Origin of the sequence: Streptomyces sp. ADMS, assembly GCF_033441795.1 — a bacterium.
Classification (GTDB): Bacteria; Actinomycetota; Actinomycetes; order Streptomycetales; family Streptomycetaceae; genus Streptomyces.
The window spans coordinates 53,554-69,727 of the sequence record NZ_JAVFVX010000002.1; the positions used below are offsets into that span (position 1 = coordinate 53,554).

General features: G+C 70.9%; 14 protein-coding genes and 2 pseudogenes. 7 read left to right on the top strand and 9 right to left on the bottom strand.

Going from position 1 to position 16,174, the window contains the following annotated elements; genetic code table 11:
• Positions 1 to 2 precede the first annotated feature (2 nt).
• Genes RB628_RS01160 through RB628_RS01170 form a run of 3 tightly spaced genes read right to left on the bottom strand, consistent with a single transcriptional unit; the run spans position 3 to position 2,616 of the window.
• Positions 3 to 785 (bottom strand): ABC transporter permease, encoded by a 783-nt coding sequence (locus RB628_RS01160; protein WP_318318324.1) that lies wholly within the window; start codon positions 783 to 785, stop codon positions 3 to 5.
• Complete coding sequence (locus RB628_RS01165) at positions 782 to 1,642, bottom strand: ABC transporter permease (protein WP_318318325.1); 861 nt, start codon at positions 1,640 to 1,642, stop codon at positions 782 to 784. Before RB628_RS01165 ends, RB628_RS01160 begins: the two co-directional genes overlap by 4 nt.
• Entirely contained in the window at positions 1,639 to 2,616 is a 978-nt protein-coding gene (locus RB628_RS01170) for an ABC transporter substrate-binding protein (protein ID WP_318318326.1), read from the bottom strand. The genes RB628_RS01165 and RB628_RS01170 overlap by 4 nt, the downstream gene beginning before the upstream one ends.
• 382 nt (positions 2,617 to 2,998) lie before the next feature.
• Here RB628_RS01170 and RB628_RS01175 point away from each other — a divergent pair, with 382 nt between their 5' ends.
• The 3 genes from RB628_RS01175 (at position 2,999) to RB628_RS01185 (ending at position 5,853) form a co-directional block, all read left to right on the top strand.
• Complete coding sequence (locus RB628_RS01175; protein ID WP_318318327.1) at positions 2,999 to 3,853, top strand: PaaX family transcriptional regulator C-terminal domain-containing protein; 855 nt, start codon at positions 2,999 to 3,001, stop codon at positions 3,851 to 3,853.
• A gap of 739 nt (positions 3,854 to 4,592) precedes the next feature.
• Complete coding sequence (locus tag RB628_RS01180) at positions 4,593 to 5,249, top strand: ATP-dependent Clp protease proteolytic subunit (RefSeq protein ID WP_318318329.1); 657 nt, start codon at positions 4,593 to 4,595, stop codon at positions 5,247 to 5,249.
• A gap of 1 nt (position 5,250) precedes the next feature.
• Positions 5,251 to 5,853, top strand: a complete 603-nt coding sequence (locus RB628_RS01185; RefSeq protein ID WP_318318330.1) for an ATP-dependent Clp protease proteolytic subunit — start codon at positions 5,251 to 5,253, stop codon at positions 5,851 to 5,853.
• Between the two features lie 18 nt (positions 5,854 to 5,871).
• Here the strand turns inward: RB628_RS01185 and RB628_RS01190 are convergent, their stop codons facing one another.
• Positions 5,872 to 6,276, bottom strand: a complete 405-nt coding sequence (locus tag RB628_RS01190; RefSeq protein WP_318318331.1) for a helix-turn-helix transcriptional regulator — start codon at positions 6,274 to 6,276, stop codon at positions 5,872 to 5,874.
• A gap of 96 nt (positions 6,277 to 6,372) precedes the next feature.
• Between RB628_RS01190 and RB628_RS01195 the strand changes: the two are divergent.
• Positions 6,373 to 7,153, top strand: a pseudogene (locus RB628_RS01195) (class I SAM-dependent methyltransferase).
• A 300-nt stretch (positions 7,154 to 7,453) separates the two neighbouring features.
• The gene (locus tag RB628_RS01200; RefSeq protein ID WP_318318332.1) at positions 7,454 to 8,344 is read left to right on the top strand and encodes an RNA polymerase sigma factor SigF; all 891 of its coding nucleotides are present in this window, start codon (positions 7,454 to 7,456) and stop codon (positions 8,342 to 8,344) included.
• A 48-nt stretch (positions 8,345 to 8,392) separates the two neighbouring features.
• Here the strand turns inward: RB628_RS01200 and RB628_RS01205 are convergent, their stop codons facing one another.
• Together RB628_RS01205 and RB628_RS01210 are read right to left on the bottom strand one after the other, a co-directional pair.
• Positions 8,393 to 8,860 carry an ATP-binding protein gene (locus RB628_RS01205; protein ID WP_318318333.1) on the bottom strand — a complete coding sequence of 156 codons (468 nt, stop codon included), beginning with the start codon at positions 8,858 to 8,860 and terminating at the stop codon, positions 8,393 to 8,395.
• A gap of 111 nt (positions 8,861 to 8,971) precedes the next feature.
• The gene (locus tag RB628_RS01210) at positions 8,972 to 10,228 is read right to left on the bottom strand and encodes a DUF6777 domain-containing protein (protein ID WP_318318334.1); all 1,257 of its coding nucleotides are present in this window, start codon (positions 10,226 to 10,228) and stop codon (positions 8,972 to 8,974) included.
• A 162-nt stretch (positions 10,229 to 10,390) separates the two neighbouring features.
• Between RB628_RS01210 and RB628_RS01215 the strand changes: the two genes are divergently transcribed.
• Together RB628_RS01215 and RB628_RS42495 are read left to right on the top strand one after the other, a co-directional pair.
• Positions 10,391 to 11,680 (top strand): streptophobe family protein, encoded by a 1,290-nt coding sequence (locus RB628_RS01215; RefSeq protein WP_318318335.1) that lies wholly within the window; start codon positions 10,391 to 10,393, stop codon positions 11,678 to 11,680.
• Positions 11,681 to 11,824: 144 nt separating this feature from the next.
• Positions 11,825 to 12,004, top strand: a pseudogene (locus RB628_RS42495) (nuclear transport factor 2 family protein); the annotation flags it as partial.
• A 149-nt stretch (positions 12,005 to 12,153) separates the two neighbouring features.
• Here RB628_RS42495 and RB628_RS01220 read toward each other — a convergent pair.
• Genes RB628_RS01220 through RB628_RS01230 form a run of 3 tightly spaced genes read right to left on the bottom strand, consistent with a single transcriptional unit; the run spans position 12,154 to position 16,122 of the window.
• A complete protein-coding gene (locus RB628_RS01220) occupies positions 12,154 to 13,170 on the bottom strand; it encodes a serine/threonine-protein kinase (RefSeq protein ID WP_318318336.1) in 1,017 nt (338 codons plus the stop codon).
• Entirely contained in the window at positions 13,170 to 13,766 is a 597-nt protein-coding gene (locus RB628_RS01225; protein ID WP_318318337.1) for a hypothetical protein, read from the bottom strand. Before RB628_RS01225 ends, RB628_RS01220 begins: the two co-directional genes overlap by 1 nt.
• Before the next feature lie 13 nt (positions 13,767 to 13,779).
• Positions 13,780 to 16,122 carry an FHA domain-containing protein gene (locus tag RB628_RS01230; protein ID WP_318318338.1) on the bottom strand — a complete coding sequence of 781 codons (2,343 nt, stop codon included), beginning with the start codon at positions 16,120 to 16,122 and terminating at the stop codon, positions 13,780 to 13,782.
• Between the last annotated feature and the right edge of the window lie 52 nt (positions 16,123 to 16,174).

The following is a 16,174-nucleotide window of genomic DNA, read 5'->3' on the forward strand; positions in this document are numbered from 1 at the left end:
TTTCAGGGGTTGCGCTGGGCGCGGCGCAGGCCGTGGTACCAGGCCAGGGCGCGGTTCTCGGCGAACCGGAAGAGCAGGGACAGCAGGAAGCCGAGGATGCCGAGCAGCAGGACGCCGCTCCACATCTCGGGGATGGCGAACGAGCGCTGGAACTGCACGATCGTGAAGCCCAGGCCATTGCTGGCGGCGAACATCTCGCTGATGACCATGAGGATGATGCCGATCGACAGGGCCTGGCGCATGCCCGTGACGATCTGTGGGCTCGCCGCGCGCAGCACCAGATGCCGCAGACGTGCGGCACCGGTGATGCCGTAGGACCGGCAGGTGTCGCTGAGCACCTCGTCCACGGCACGGACACCCTCGACGGTGTTGAGCAGGATCGGCCACACGCAGCCACTCACGATGACGAGCACCTTCATGGTGTCGCCGATGCCCGCGAACAGCATGATCACCGGCACGAGCACGGGCGGCGGGATGGCCCGGAAGAGTTCGAGAACCGGTTCCAGGACGTCACGGACGGTGCGCCGCATACCGACCAGCAGGCCGAGTCCCACTCCGACCGCCACGGCGAGCAGATAGCCGGCGGCGAGGCGCAGGAGGCTCGGTACGACGTCGGACAGCAGCCGCTCCCCCGTCCAGACCTTCCCGAAGGCTTCCAGGATGGTGGCGAGCGGGGGGACGTAGAAGTCGGTGCTGTCGGCGGTGGCGTACCACCACACGGCGAACAGGACGGCGGGCAGGCCCAGCAGAAGCAGGGCGCGTCGCAGGAGGGTGAGGACGGTCATACGGCCACCTCTGTGCGTACGGACTGGTGCCAGTGCAGCGCCCGTCGCTCGACCGCTCGCGCCACCAGGTTGACGGCGACGCCGAGGAGCCCCGTGACCAGGACCAGGGCGTAGACCTGCGGTACGGCTCCGGACGCCTGTGCGACGGCGATCTCGCGGCCGAGGCCTGGTGCGCCGATGACGAGTTCGGCGGTGACGGCGAGGATGAGCGCGACGGTGGCGGCCAGCCGTACACCCGTCATCACGTACGGCAGCGCGGTGGGCCACATGACGTGGCGCAACCGCCCCCAGGTGCCGAGCAGGTAGCTGCGGGCGGTGTCGTCCGCGACCGGGTCGACGTCCTGGATGCCGGCCAGGACCTGGACGATCACCTGCCAGAAGGCGGCGTACACCACGAGCAGCAGTTTCGATCTGAGGTCGGCGCCGTAGAGCAGCACGGCGACGGGGATCAGGGCGACGGACGGGATGGGGCGCAGGAACTCGATGGTGGAGGCGGTGACGGAGCGCAGTACGGGTACGGAGCCGATGACCAGCCCGGCCGCCACTCCCGCCACGACGGAGATGGCCAGGCCAAGGCCCCAGCCGGTGAGGGTGTCGCCCAGCGCCGTCCAGAACGTCTGGTCGGCGAGCAGGTGCCACAGCGCGCGGACGGTCTCCGAGGCCGGTGGCAGATAGTCGGCCGACACCAGACCGCTGTGCGGCAGCACTTCGAGGACCGCGACAAGGCCGGCGAGTCCGGCCAGGCCGCGCAGCGGGGCGACGGCACGCTCCGGCAGACGCCGGGCGGGAACCCCGCCGGGACCGGAACCGGTCCCGGCGGAGCCCGCCGTGGCGGTCGTGACAGCGGTGCGGGTCATGAGAACAGGGCGTTCAGGTCGGGCTTCTTGCCGTCGAAGAGGCCGTCCGTCTCCCCGAGGGAAGCCAGCTTCTCCAGTGAGGCCATGTCGATCTCCGCCGGCCAGTTGGGCAGCGTGAGCTTGGTCAGGACATCGCCGCTGATCTTCGTGTAGGTGGTGAGGATCTGGCGTGCCTCGTCCGGGTGGTCGGTGGCGTACTGGAGCGACTCGCTCATGGCCTCGGTGAACTTCTTCACCAGGTCGGGATTCTGCTTCGCGAGTTGGGTGGAGGTGAAGTACGTCGCCACGGTCAGGTTCGGGTCCGTCTCGGCGAACGGCGAAGCCACGACGCGGGCACCCTGCGCCTTGGCGATCGTCATCGCGGGTTCGCCCATCCAGGCGGCGTCCACCCGCCCGCCGTCCAGTGCGGCCGGCATCTGGTCGAACGGTATTTCGACGAACTCGACCTTCGACGGGTCTCCGCCGGCCAGCCGGACCGACTCGCGCACCGTGGTGTCCCCGATGTTCTTCAGGGTGTTGACGGCCACCGTGCGCCCCGCGAGGTCCTTGGCAGTCTTGACCGGACTGTCCTTCTTGACGGCCACGCCGGTGACATCGCCGCCGACCTTGCCGTTGGAGGCCGCGCCGTTGACCACGGACTTGACCGGTACGCCCTTGACCTGGGCGATCATCAGCGACGTGGTGTTGCTGAACCCGAACTGGAACTGATCGCTCACCACACCGGGGATGATCGCGGCGCCGCCCTGGGCGCTCACCATCTCCAGTTCGATGCCGCGGCTGCTGAAGAACCCCTTCTGCTGGCCCAGATAGAGCGGGGCCACGTCGACGATGGGGATGATGCCGACCTTGACCTGCGTGGTCTTGCTGCCGTCCGAGGACGACGAACTGCTTCCTGCCGGGTCCGAGGACCCGCATCCGGCCGCGCCGACGACCGTGATCACTACTGCGGCTAGTCCGAGAACGCGCCTCTGCATGGGCCTCTCCTGACGAAGCAACGGTGAATGTGTGTACGCCCCGAGGTGACAGAACGAGTCGCGCGGAACCCCGCGGACCCGGGTACGAATCGGCAGCCGGACGTGCGGACCTGCGGTGACGCGGCAGCAGTGGCGGGGAGGATCCACGGCTGCCTCGTCACGACTCGTCGGCCGGACCAAATGTTGTGCACTTTCTTGACGGCCGCAATGTACACACCTATGTTCGCGATGTCAGCACTCCTGACAAGAGAGGCCCCGACAACTTCGACAAGCACGGCCCGCACCCAAGAAAGCCCAGCCGAAAGGGAGTTCTACCTTTGACGCCCCGCACGAGGATCCGTGGCCGGGTCGGCCTGACCTCCCCACTGCCCCTGACGGACCCATGACCTCACCCGTCCCCCCGGCCGCCGAGGACACCCTGGCCGGACCGCAGCCGCGCCCCCAGTCCCTCCTGTTCGCCTTCTTCGGCAGCTACGTTCTGGAGGAGAGACTCGGACACGTGTACTCGGGCAGCATCATCGACGTCCTCGCCCGCGCCGGAGTCGGGGAGCACGCCGTCCGCTCCACCCTCACCCGCATGGTCAACCGGGGTCTGCTGCAGCGTCAGCGCCAGGGACGCAAGATGCACTTCGGTCTGACCGCGCAGGCGGCGCAGGTCCTCTGGGACGGCAAGCGACGCCTCTGGCAGACCGGCGCCGTCAACGACGACTGGGACGGCACCTGGACGCTCCTCGGCTTCTCGCTGCCCGAATCCTGGCAGCGCCAGCGGCACGATCTGCGCTCCCGGCTCACCTGGTCGGGCTTCGGCGCCCTGTACAGCGGGTTGTGGATCGCGCCCGGCGACGTCGACGCCTCCTCACTCGTCTCCGAGCTCGGTCTCGCCGCCCACGTCAAGATCTTCCACGCCACGGCCGACGACGCGACCGACATCGCCCTGATGATCCGCGACACCTGGGACCTGGGCGGCGTCGGCACCCGGTACGCCGACTTCGACCAGCGTTGGTCGGTCTGGCCCGGCACCGACTGCGGCGATCCGCTCGGCGTCCGGCTGCGCGTGATCAGCGAATGGCTGGACATCATCCGCACGGACCCACGGCTGCCCTCGCGCCACCTGCCCCCCGACTGGCCGGCCCGCTCGGCCCAGGAAACCTTCCACCGCATCGCACAACAGACCGAGATCCCCGCCCGCAGGATGGCCACCGAGCTCCTGGAGACGACACCGGTACACATGCCCTGACCCGAGCGCCGATCACGGCGGCCACGGCGGCCACGGCGGCCACGGCCACACGCGTGGTCGTGCGCGGCGGGGCCACGTCTCCGCCCAGAGCGGGAAGCTGGAACGCGCCAGGAATCAGCCCGGCAGACCGGGTCGTTCGTGGCCGTGCGCGCCGACTCGCGGACGACCACCCCCGTGTCGGCGGCGGTGTTCCGCGGGGCTGCGGGCGGCCGTCGGCCCCGTGGAGAGCGAAGGCGGCGAAGTGACGGGCCGGGCCGGCGGTGTCGATCCGGCCGCCGGAGACCGAGGGGACGAACAGCGCCCCCGGCGCGTGTCGTCGCGGCCGATCACGGCGAGGTCGCCGGGCACCGACAGACCCGCGCGCACCACCGCACCGACCACCAGAACGGGCCGCCGCAGAACGCCCGGACGACGGCTGCCAGCTCGTCCACGACCGACGTGATCGCGGACGGACGGCCGGTCTGGACGACGCCGATGGCGGGCGGGCCGGTGGCGGCGCCCCCGTGCCCGACCGTGCCTCTACCGCGGGCAGTTCGAGGTCGACTGTGTCGTGCCACCACGTCGGCGTGCACGGGCACGTGCTGGTCGTCCGCTCTGCCGACAGCGAATCTGCTGCGGGCCGAGAAACCGGCCGATGCCGTCGAGCCGGGCCGAGAGTGGGAGGCGCGGAGCCGTAGGCGGTACCGCGACGACCCGCAGCCCGCACACCCGCAACCGAAGACTCGACGAGGAGCCCCGAATGTCCCCACTCACCGCCGCCGGTCCCTGGCCGGCCCTGCTGCCCCGGGCCGAGGAGGGCGACACCCCTCCCTCCCGGTTCGACGACCATCTGGCCGCCCAACTGCTCGCCCAGCGCATCGTGTTCCTCGGAACACAGGTCGACGAGGTCTCCGCGAACCGCATCTGCGCCCAGTTGCTCCTGCTGTCGGCGGAGGACCCGCGCACCGACATCAGCCTGTACATCAACAGCCCCGGCGGCTCGGTGACGGCGGGCCTCGCGATCTACGACACCATGCAGCTGATCCCGAACGACGTATCCACGCTGACCATGGGATTCGCGGCCAGCATGGGTCAGTTCCTGCTCAGCGTGGGCGCGGCCGGCAAGCGGTACGCGCTGCCCAACGCACGGATCATGATGCACCAGCCGTCGGCCGGGATCGGCGGCACCACCGCCGACATCGAGATCCAGGCGGAGAACCTGGAGTTCACCAAGCGGACCGTCGAGCGGATCACCGCCCGTCACACCGGCCAGACCGAGGAGACGATCTCGCGGGACGGCGACCGCGACCGCTGGTTCACGGCCGAACAGGCCAAGGAGTACGGCATGGTGGACCACGTGGTCGGCTCGCTGACCGACGTACGCCCCGCCGCCTCGCGACGAAGGATGGGACTCTGACATGGGGACGTACACGATTCCGAACGTCGTCGAGCGCACCCCGCAGGGCGAGCGGTCGTACGACGTGTTCAGCCGGCTGCTGTCCGAGCGGATCATCTTCCTCGGCACCGAGATCGACGACGGCGTCGCGAACGTCGTCATCGCACAACTCCTGCATCTGGAGTCGTCGTCCCCGGAGCGCGAGATCGCGGTCTACATCAACTCACCCGGCGGCTCGTTCACTTCGCTCATGGCGATCTACGACACGATGACGTTCGTCCAGGCGCCGATCTCGACGTTCTGCGTCGGCCAGGCGGCCTCGACGGCGGCGGTACTGCTGGCCGGCGGCGATCCCGGGCGCCGGTTCGTCCTCGAACACTCGCGGGTGCTGCTCGGCCAGCCGGCGAGCCGCGGACACCGGGGCATGGTCTCCGATCTGGCCGTCCAGGCCAGGGAGATGGTCCGCATCCGCGCGCAGGTCGAGGAGGTGCTCTCCCGGCACACGCACCACGACGTGACGGCACTGCGCGCGGACATGGACCGCGACAAGGTGTTCACCGCAACGGAGGCGGTGGCGTACGGCCTGGCAGACGAGGTGCTGAGCCGGCGCCTCGTCGGAGTCTGACGGACGCGGGCCGATCCGTCAGGCGACCAGGCAGAGCCCGTTGTACGGCGTGTCGGTGGTCGTCGTACGCGCGCGGTTACGGCTCCGGGTGTGCCGCGTCAGCTCGCTCTGGGCCAGGGACAGCAGGTCTCCCAGGCCCAGGCCGAGGGCGTGGGCGGCTGCCGCGAGGACCTCCGAGGAGGCTTCCTTGCGGCCCCGCTCCAGCTCGGACAGATACGGCATGGAGATCCTGGCCGCGTCGGCCACGTCCTTGAGGGTGCGTTTCTGGTCGAGCCGTTCGCGGCGCAGGACGTCGCCGACCAGGTCACGGAAGAGGGGTTCCCTGGGCTGCGGCGGGGCCACGGGGGCGGCCGGCGCGGGCGCCGGCGCGGTCTTCGGACGCAGCGGGATCACACGAGCCTGGTTCGGCGCTTGATTGCTCACCCCTTCAGACTAAGAGCCGTCGCTTCCGGGGGAAGGGATCGGCATTCTGCCCAGGGTGGAATCACCACTGCGGAACAACCAGGGTGAGGGACGAGCATGCTGCGTGACACATTCGACGAGGTGGCGGAGCTGTACGACCGGGCACGCCCCCGCTACCCACAGGCTCTCGTGGACGACCTGGCCCGCGCGGCCGGCCTCGGCCCGGGCAGCCGCGTCCTGGAGATCGCCCCCGGCACGGGCCGACTCACCGTTCCGCTCGCCGAGTCGGGCTGCCGGATCACAGCCGTCGAGCTCGGCCCGCCCGTCACTCGCGGCCGTGGCCCGCGACAACCTGCGGGATTTCCCGCTCGCGGAGGTGACGGTCGCCGACTTCGAGCACTGGCCGCTGCCGCCCGAACCGTTCGACCTGGTCGTCAGCGCGACCGCGTTCCACTGGCTCGACCCGGCGGTACGACTGCCCAAAGCCGCGGCGGCACTACGGCCGGGCGGGCTGGTCGGGGTCGTCACCACCCACCATGTCAGGGGCGGCACCGTCGACTTCTTCGAGCGGGTACAGCGGTGCCACGAGCAGTGGGACCCGGCCACGCCGCCCGACCTGCAACAGGTCGACGAGGCCGACACGGCCACGGACAACAGCGAGTTGGCCCGCTCCGCGCACTTCGACCGGGTCACCGTGCGGCGCCACGCCGGGGACATCGCGTACTCCGTCGACGAGTACATCGAGGTCCTGCTCACCTACTCGAACCACCGCGCGCTCGACGCCCCTTCGCGACACGGCCTGCTCGCCTGCATCCGGGAGCTGGTCGAGACGCGGTACGGCGGCCGGCTCACCAAGCGCTATCTCCATGAGCTGATCACGGCGACGCGGGTCCCCTGATCCGCGCCGCGGTGTCGCGCGGGACTCCGGCGGGCAGGGCGCCACCGGGGTGTCTACGCCGATACTCCGGCCGATGGACCGCAATTGCCCCAGGACGTCTACGCCGGCCTGACAAACCGACCCAACGTTTCCTTACCTCCAGGTCAACACCCGTTGGTCCGGGGGCTTTTCACCCCTCCTGTCCACCCGTCCCGAGTGGGGAAACATCACTTCGGGCATGCATGGCGCCAGTTCGGGTACGCGCAGTCGGGTACGGCTACGTCAACCGCAGCGTGATGTTCGTGGGAGAGGTAACAGGTAATGGACACCGCCATGATCCGGTCGCAGGCAGAGGTCGTCGTCGAGGACACCGCCAGGACCAGGACGGGTGACGCCCCACTGCCCGGAGTCCCGGAGCCGCGAAAGGTGGCCCCGCGTGACGCGCGGGAGCTGTCCCGCCAGTTCTTCCAGCGCCTGACCGAACTCGAAGAGGGCACGCATGACCATCAGTACGCCCGCAACACACTGATCGAGATGAACATGTCGCTCGTGCGGTTCGCCGCCGGGCGTTTCCGGGGCCGCGGCGACGACATGGAGGACATCGTCCAGGTCGGGATGATCGGCCTGATCAAGGCCATCGACCGCTTCGAGCTCTCCCGAGAGGTGGAGTTCACGTCGTTCGCGCTGCCGTACATCATCGGTGAGATAAAGCGGTTCTTCCGTGACACCACTTGGGCGGTGCACGTGCCGCGCCGGCTCCAGGAGCTGCGCGTCGAGCTGGCCAAGGCCCGCGAGGAGCTGGCGAGCAGGCTGGACCGCGATCCGACGGTCGCCGAACTCGCCACGCTGATGAACCTGTCCGAGGAGGAGGTGGTCGAGGGCCAGATAGCCGCCAATGGCTACAACTCCGCGTCGCTCGACGCCGCGCTGACCGGCGACGGCCCCGAGGGCGGCGAGGCGGTGCTGGCCGACTTCATCGGGGTCGAGGAGCACGGGATGCGGCTGGTCGAGGACTTCCAGTCGCTCGCCCCGCTGCTCGCCGAACTCAGCGACCGGGACCGGCAGATCATCCATCTGCGGTTCGTCGAGGAGGCGACGCAGGCGGAGATCGGTGAGCTGCTCGGCTGCTCGCAGATGCATGTCTCCCGGCTGATCAAGCGCATCATCACGCAGTTGCGCGAGGGCATGCTCGGCGAGCTGGACTACGCCTGACGTGCTGGTCCGCCAGACCGGCCGACTGGCCGACCCCTGTGCCGGGACTCACCGGCTGGGGGGCTCACCGACGAGTGACACCACGGCGCGGACGTACTTGCCGACCGGCACGCGTCGCGCTGTCACCTCGGTGGCGAGTGCGTAAACGATCTCCAGGCCGTGCCGGCCGATCCGTTCCGGGTCCCGGGGGTAGCGGAGGGGCAGCGCGGCGCTGCTGTCGTACACGGACACCGTCACCGAGGTGGCCGTGCCCTCCAGTGCGAGGATGTACGGCCCGTGACTGTGCCGGTCCGCATTGGTGACCAGCTCACTGACCACCAGGACCAGCTCACCGTCGACACGCTCGTCGGTCGCAGGGCAGCACTCCTTCCTCAGCTGTTCGAGGAAGGATTCCGCGAAGGTGCGTGCCTCCGCGATGCAGCCCGGCGCGCCCGTGAAGTGCGTCGTCCGTCGAAGCGGTTCGACGGGAACGTCGGAACCAGTCGGTGTCACTGCTCCACCCAGGTGGTCGATCATGCGTGTCTCTCTCGGTGGCCGGTCCGGCCGGACCCGGTCGCAACACTGCACGTACCCCGAGCCGCGCGCCGCAGTCCCCCCGCCCGGTCGGCCGTCTCCGGGGGCGGCACCTCAGGAGGACGGCGACGTGGAGGCCGGCTGGGGTGTCGCCTCGGAAAGGCTGCCGGCGGGCGGCGACTCCGACGACTCGGAGGCCGAGACAGGTGGTTCGAGGGCCGGGGGCGAGGAGCTGGGAGCGCGCGATGTCGTCGGCGGGCAGGGCGTGGCCGACGGGCTCGCGGCGTCCGGTGTTCCCGGTGGTGCGGGCGAGGACACGCACGGCAGCGGTGACGGGGGCCGCAGACCAGGTGTCGCGGGCGACTCCGAGGCCGGTGCCGAGGGCGTGGACGAACTCACCGACGGGGACGGGTCGGTCACCGGCGGGTCGGTCTTCTGGTCCTTCCCGCCGGTGTCTCCCTGGCGCCGTTGGAACCAGTCGCGGCGGTCGGAGTCGTAGACGACGAAAATGTTGACGACCGTGGTGGAGGGCGCCACGAAGACGACGTTCGAGGTGCGGTACGACGGCCACGCGTCGCCCGTCGGGCGCGGGGTGCTCTGCTGCCGTACCGGGTCGGTGAGCGGGTTTCCGCAGGCGCAGCGCACGCGAGGCCGCCCGCGGTCGTCGATGAGGACGGCCGTGCCGGTCTGTAGGACGGCCTGGTAGGGGGTGGCGGTGGTGTCGCGGTAGCCGTGGTTGGTGACGCGGGTGTCCATGCGGAGCTGTACGGGGGTCAGTGAGCGCAGATACGCGGGGACCCCGGCGGGCTGGAGGCCGAGGACCGAGGCGAACGCGGCGTTCTTCGCGGGAGCCGCCCGGAGGACCCTGATCTGCTTCTCCACGTCGCAGCTGGCGACCATGCGGGTGCCGCCGTACAGGCCGGCCTGACCGCCGTCCACACGGCGGACGACGTTCGAGGTGGCTGTCTCAGAGACCGTGGCGGTGGGGATCGTCGCCGGCGGGGCGGAGCTGTCCTTGGCCGTGGACTCCGTGAAGGGGTCGGGGCCCGACGTGTCCGCGGCCTGGAGGAAGACCTCGCCGCCCGCCTGGTCGGAGGTGCCCTCGGAGCGGGTGAGAACGACGATCAGGGCGACCGCGGCGACGACCGAGGTGGCGATGACCGCGATGCGAGGCGCCGACCTCCACCAGGGCCGGTCGCGCTCGGGCCCCGGTCCGGACCCGCCGCCCGTGCCTCCGTCTCCCCCGCTGTCCCCGCCTCCGCCGTGGGCGGGCGGCTGGGACGGTGGTCCTGCTGGCGGCTGGGAGGGGCCCGACAGGGGGCCGGAGGGCGGTCCTGTGGGGCGGCCGGAGGACGGCTGTTCGACGCTCACGGGCTCTTCTTCCGACGTGGGCTCCTGCGGCATTCACCCCGATTGCAGCCGCCTTCTTCCGAAACATTCTCATTGTGTGCCCTGCTCCGGTTCTGTCCGCAAGCGGACAGAACCGGTTCCTCCCGACAGGCGCACGGCGCGAGTGCTGCCTAGCGTGGCAGGGTGAGTACGCGAAGCCCCGCTCCTGTACCGGTCCTCGCCCGTGAGCGGCCCGTCTCCCGGCACGGCTGGGTACAGGCCCTGGCCGCGGTGCTGGCCGGGCTGGGCGCCATGGTGCTGGCCGCCGGCCTGGGTCTGTGGGCGGCCGGTGCGGGCGATCTGCCGGACGGCGCCTTCCCCCGGGTCGTCGCGGCCACCGTCGTGACGGCGGTCGGCGGGACCGTCGAGCTCACGGGCGACGCCGGAGACCTCGCCACGACAACGGGCGGCCTGACCGTCATGCCGCTGTCGGTGACGCTGGTCGGGGCGCTCGTGACCGGCGCGGGATTTCTGCGCCCGCTGCGGCACCGGGCCGTCGCGGGAGCGCCTGAGCTGGCCGGCTGGGCCGCGCGCGTCGCCGTTCTGTGGGGCCTGGGCCTCGCCGGCCTGGCGTTCGCGGCCCGCCAGGCCTTCGCGGTCTCGCTGGGCGACGGAACACTCGAGGACATCGGCGAGGTTTTCGGCGCCGCACCGAGGATCGGCTTCGCGGCGAACGTACCGCTGACGCTCCTCGCCGGTCTGTTGTGGCTGGCGGGCGTACTGGCGCTGGCTCTGTTGGTCTCGCGCGGGGCCCCGTTGCCGGCGCGTCTGCTGCGGTTCCAGGAGTCGGTGCGGCCGGCCGCCTACGCCATGGTCGTGCTGCTGCTCGCCTTCGTGGCCCTCGGGACCGTGACCGGGCTCGTGGTGGCGGTGACGAGGGGGCAGCCCGCGCAGTCGCTCGCTCTGGTGCTGCTGGGCATGCCGAACCTGGTCTGGCTCGCCCTCACCACAGGTCTGGGCGCCACCTGGGAGGGGCGTGTGGACGGTCCCTTCGGGCTGCCGATGCCGCATGTCCTCGACGAGGTGCTGCGCACCTCCGACACTGCCACGCTCAACCTGAGCACCCTTTCCGGCTACGACGGCAGGGTGTGGTGGCTGGTGGTCGTCGACGCCGTGCTGCTCCTGGCCGCCGCGTTCCTGATGGCGGCGCGCTCACCGTCCCGGATGCGGGCCTGGCAGCACGCCGTGCACATGGCGGTCGCGCTCGCGCTGACGGTCCTGATGATCTGCCTCATCGGCCGGATCTCCGCCCGGTACGGCCTGTCCGTACTGGGAGTCGGCGACCTCGGCGGCAACCTCTCCGGCAGCCTGCTCCTGCGCCCCCAACTGTGGGGCGCGCTCGGTCTCGCCCTGCTGTGGGGGCTGGTCACCGGGTTCTTGGGGGCTCTGTTGGCCCGGCGGGTGCGCCGGCGGGGCGAGGTCGAAACCCGTTAGGCGCAGGTCTGGCGGGCGTGGAAGCGTGGCCTCCAGGGGGCTGACCGTCGAAGACCGGCCGGCCGTAACCGAGTTGATCGCCTGCACGGTCACCTGGTCGACGAGGGAGACCTCGACCGCACGTCGGAGGTGTCCAGCGAGGACGTGGTGCACGACCTGTCCGACTTCGGCCAGAGCCTGGTCACCGGCCGCGTCGCTCTCCCGGACACGGCACTCACCCTCGGCCCGGCGGACCCGGTCGCCCATCACGTCACGAACGTGATCTTCACCGAGCCCGGCAGCCGGGTCCACACCCGCTCCAAGGGGCTGGGCGTCACGGCGGACGGCAGGTGCGGCTCCGTGACGTACGACGACACGGTGGTGCGGGTCGAAGGGGGCCGGCGCGCATCTCGTGCCGGAAGGTGCCGGCTCAGCGGGTGCCGTTGGGCGGGCCGAGGCAGGAGTATCGCCAACCGCACGCGGCCCAGGGCCTGTTACCCCGGTCCCCGGCGACCGTGGCGACTGAACACCGGGCGGGCCCAGTCAGGTGGCCGCGGTGGTCGTTCCTCGCCCGTCTCGTGCACGCGGACCATCTGCGTGGGCGCGTGGCCCGCGGGACCGGGTCCTGTCGAGGCCGCGCGGAGTGCGGCGACGAACTCGAGGCAGGAGTCGTAGCGGTCGTCGGGGGCCTTGGCGAGTGCCTTCGCGAACACCGGGTCGACTGCGGCGGCGAGTTCGGGGCGCTGCTCGGTCAGCGGTGGCGGCTCGTCGTACTGGTGGGCCCACAACAGGGCCATGTCGTCGTCGCGCTGGAAGGGCGGGCGGCCCGCCAGGATCTCGTAGACGACGCACGCGAAGCCGTAGACGTCGCAGCGGCCGTCGACCGGGCGCCCCGAGATCTGCTCGGGAGCCACATAGTCGAGGGTGCCGACGAACTGGCCGACGGTCGTGAACCCGGTGAGCGACAGCGACTTCTTCGTCAGGCCGAAGTCGGTGAGGTAGACGTGCTCGGGGTGGTCGCTGTCGGTGCCCCGGGCGACCAGGATGTTGCCGGGTTTGACGTCCCGGTGGACCAGGCCGTGGTCGTGGGCGGCATCGAGCGCGGAGGCGACCTGGGCGGCGATGCGGATGGCGGTGGCGAACGGCAACGGGCCCTTGTGGTCCAGAAGATGACGCAGGTCACTGCCTGCGACGTACCGCATCGCGATGTAGAGGATGCCGTCCGTCTCGTCGGCCTCGAAGACCGGGACGATGTGCGGATGGTCGATCGCGGCGGCCACCCTGGACTCGTGGGTGAAGCGTTTGCGGAAGGTGTCGTTGCGGGCGAGTTCGGGGGCGAGGAGTTTCAGGGCGACGGTCCGGTCGAGCCGCAGGTCCCTGGCCCGGTAGACGACGGCCATACCGCCGCGGCCGATCTCCTCCTCGACGCGGTAGCCGGCGATCTGCTTCCCGAGCAGGTCGGAGGGGCGCCCCGCGTGCGAACGCGCGTCGTGACCCGGGTCGCGCGCCATCAGCCGCCGCCGATGCCGTCACCGTCGCCCCTGACGACCTGGGTGGGCGCGTGGCCCAGGTCGGGCACCACCTGGGTCGGCTCCCGCGCGGGGGCGGCGGGTTCCCGGTCGGCGGCGTACGTGGTCAGCCGGGTGCCGTCGGTGTACACCCAGCGCTCGTGTTCGGCGTCGTACAGCCACACGGACTCGCCGTCGACGACGATCCCGATCCGCTGTCCGCGCGTAACGCCCCGGAACGACTCCCGGTCGAGTGTGCCCCCGGTCAGCTCCTCCACGGCGCTGCGGTAGCGGGCCAGCGCCTGTTCGGCGCGGGCCAGCAGGGGGCGTGGGTCGGCGGTGCGGGTGAGCGGGGCGCCGGCGGCGGGCGGGTCCTGCGGTACGGCGACCAGGAGCCGTCCGTCGACCCAGGCCGACCAGCCGTTGGCGCACCGGACGTGCCCCCAGTCGCCGCGCCGCTCGACCAGTTCGACCGGCAGCAGCGCGTCGAGCGGCACCGTGGGCCGGGACGCGTCCGGCGCCTCCCAGGCGGCCAGGCCGTCACCCGGGACGACGTGTGTGGGCCGGAAGCCGGAGATGCGGAAACCGGGGGACGTCATCTCACCAACCCCTCTACTTCCGCATGACAGCCGGTTCGTGCCGCCGCAGCAGCCGGAGGACCAGGTAGCCGAAGACCGCGGAGAGCGCGAGCAGCATGCCCGCGTTGAGCAGCCAGACCCCGGCCGAGTGTTCGAACAGGGGGTCGCCGGTCAGTTCGCCGGGGACGATCCTGGACAGTCCGATCGTGCCCGCCATCGCCCCGAGCGCCCACCGGGACGGCACCAGCCAGGAGAGCTGCTCGATGCCGGGGACACCGTCGAGTTTGAGCAGGGCTCCGCAGAACACCACCTGGACGATGGCCAGGAGCACGAGGAGGGGCATCGTCACCTCCTCCTTGCGGACCAGTGCCGAGACCAGCAGGCCGAGCATCATCGCGGTGAAGGAGAGCAGCGCGACGGCGACCGTGATCTCCACGAGGGGTGGCATCAACACGCCTTCTCCGCCGGGGCCGTTGAGGTCGACGCCGAGCAGGGCGACGAGGGTCAGCACGACGGCCTGGGCGACCGTGATCGCCCCGAGGACCACAACCTTCGACATCAGGTACGCCGATCTCGACAGCCCGACGGCCCGTTCGCGCTGATAGATCACGCGTTCCTTGACCAGTTCACGCACGGCGTTGGCCGCCCCCGTCAGCACGCCGCCGACGCACAGGATGAGCAGCGCGTTCATCGCCGTTTCCTGGGTCAGCCGGCTGCCCGCCAGGGCCCGGGCCATCGCGCCCATCACGAACGGCAGCGCGACCATGATGGCGAGGAAGGTGCGGTCGGCGCTCAGCGCGGTCGCGTAGCGGCGGACCAGGGTGCTCAGCTGGGCGCCCCAGCTCTGCGGTTTGGGCGGGGGCGGGGCGGTGGCGACCGGGCCCGCGCTCGGCAGCCGGGGCTGGACGGTCGAGTTGACGATGTACTGCCGGTGGAACGGCGAGACACGGTAGTCCCCCGCCCAGTCCCGTTCGCGGTCCCGCTCGAACGCCTCGAACGCCTCCGGCCACTGCTCGTACCCGAAGAAGGCGAGAGTGTCCTCGGGCGGTCCGTAGTAGGCGACCTTTCCGCCGGGGGCCAGCACGAGCAGCCGGTCGCAGACGTCGAGGCTGAGCACGCTGTGGGTGACGACGATGACGGTCCGGCCGTCGTCGGCGAGGCCGCGGAGCATGTGCATCACCGAGCGGTCCATCCCCGGGTCGAGGCCCGAGGTGGGTTCGTCGAGGAAGAGCAGCGACGGCTTGGTGAGCAGTTCGAGGGCCACGCTGACCCGCTTGCGCTGCCCGCCGGAGAGACTGTGCACGGGCTGGTGCACGCGCTGTTCCAGGCCGAGTTCGCGCACCACCTCGTCGACGCGGTCCCGTCGCTCCTGCTTCGCGGTGTCCTGCGGGAATCTCAGCTCGGCGGCGTAGGTGAGGGCTCCGCGCACGGTCAGCTGGGAGTGCAGGATGTCGTCCTGGGGGACCAGACCGATGCGCTGGCGCAGTTCGGCGTAGTCGCGGTAGAGATCGCGCCCGTCGTACAGGACCGTGCCGTGGTCGGCGGGGCGCTGGCCGGTCAGGGCGTTGAGGAGGGTGGACTTGCCGGCGCCGCTCGGTCCGACGACCGCGAGCAGGCACTTCTCCCCCACCGGGAAGGACACACCCTCCAGCAGGGTCTTGCGGCCGTGGTCGACGGCGACCGTGAGGTCCTGGACGTCGAGGGAGACGTCGCCCGTGTCGACGTACTCCTGGAGCTGGTCGCCGACCAGGCAGAAGGCGGAGTGGCCGATGCCGATGATGTCACCGGACGTGATGACCGCCCGGGCGACGGGTGAGCCGTTGAGGAACGTGCCGTTGTGGCTGCCGAGGTCGACGATCTCGTACGTCCCGTCCGGGTGGGCGCGCAGTTCGGCGTGCCGACGGGAGACGACGAGGTCGTCGACGACCAGGTCGTTGTCGGCGGCGCGCCCGATGCGGACGGTTCGGGCGGACAGTGGCCGGACGGTGGTGGGCTGCCGGAAGGTGCCGGTCAGGGCGGGCACGGAGACCGCCGAGGGGCGTTCGCGGGCCGGCGGGGGCGGGCTGACGAGGACGGCACGCGGACCGTCAGCGGGGCTCCCGAAGCGCAGGACGCTGCCGGGTCCGACGTCCCGTTCATGGATGCGCAGGCCGTCGGCGTACGTCCCGTTCGTGCTGTTCTCGTCCTCGACCGTCCAGTGGTCGTCCTCGGGCCGCAGCACCGCGTGGTGCCAGGAGACCCGGGCGTCGTCGATGACGATCTCGCTGAGTGGGTCGCGTCCGACGTGATAGGCGTGGCCCGGGCTCATCAGCGTGGAGCCCGCCTCCGTCTCCAGGACGAGTTCGGGCGGCGTCGGCGCGACCGAGCGGTCTACCATGCCCAGAATTCTAGCGATTCGTCCGCATATACGCCTGGCCAGCCCCAGGGGC

What these genes read in the sequence shown, in the direction of transcription:
- RB628_RS01180 (WP_318318329.1), top strand. Translation starts at nt 4,593, where the DNA reads ATGTCCCCACTCACCGCCGCCGGTCCCTGGCCGGCCCTGCTGCCCCGG.
- RB628_RS01170 (WP_318318326.1), bottom strand. Translation starts at nt 2,616, where the DNA reads ATGCAGAGGCGCGTTCTCGGACTAGCCGCAGTAGTGATCACGGTCGTC.
- RB628_RS01225 (WP_318318337.1), bottom strand. Translation starts at nt 13,766, where the DNA reads ATGACGTCCCCCGGTTTCCGCATCTCCGGCTTCCGGCCCACACACGTC.
- RB628_RS01165 (WP_318318325.1), bottom strand. Translation starts at nt 1,642, where the DNA reads ATGACCCGCACCGCTGTCACGACCGCCACGGCGGGCTCCGCCGGGACC.
- RB628_RS01220 (WP_318318336.1), bottom strand. Translation starts at nt 13,170, where the DNA reads ATGGCGCGCGACCCGGGTCACGACGCGCGTTCGCACGCGGGGCGCCCC.
- RB628_RS01175 (WP_318318327.1), top strand. Translation starts at nt 2,999, where the DNA reads ATGACCTCACCCGTCCCCCCGGCCGCCGAGGACACCCTGGCCGGACCG.
- RB628_RS01185 (WP_318318330.1), top strand. Translation starts at nt 5,251, where the DNA reads ATGGGGACGTACACGATTCCGAACGTCGTCGAGCGCACCCCGCAGGGC.
- RB628_RS01205 (WP_318318333.1), bottom strand. Translation starts at nt 8,860, where the DNA reads ATGATCGACCACCTGGGTGGAGCAGTGACACCGACTGGTTCCGACGTT.
- RB628_RS01200 (WP_318318332.1), top strand. Translation starts at nt 7,454, where the DNA reads ATGGACACCGCCATGATCCGGTCGCAGGCAGAGGTCGTCGTCGAGGAC.
- RB628_RS01160 (WP_318318324.1), bottom strand. Translation starts at nt 785, where the DNA reads ATGACCGTCCTCACCCTCCTGCGACGCGCCCTGCTTCTGCTGGGCCTG.
- RB628_RS01230 (WP_318318338.1), bottom strand. Translation starts at nt 16,122, where the DNA reads ATGGTAGACCGCTCGGTCGCGCCGACGCCGCCCGAACTCGTCCTGGAG.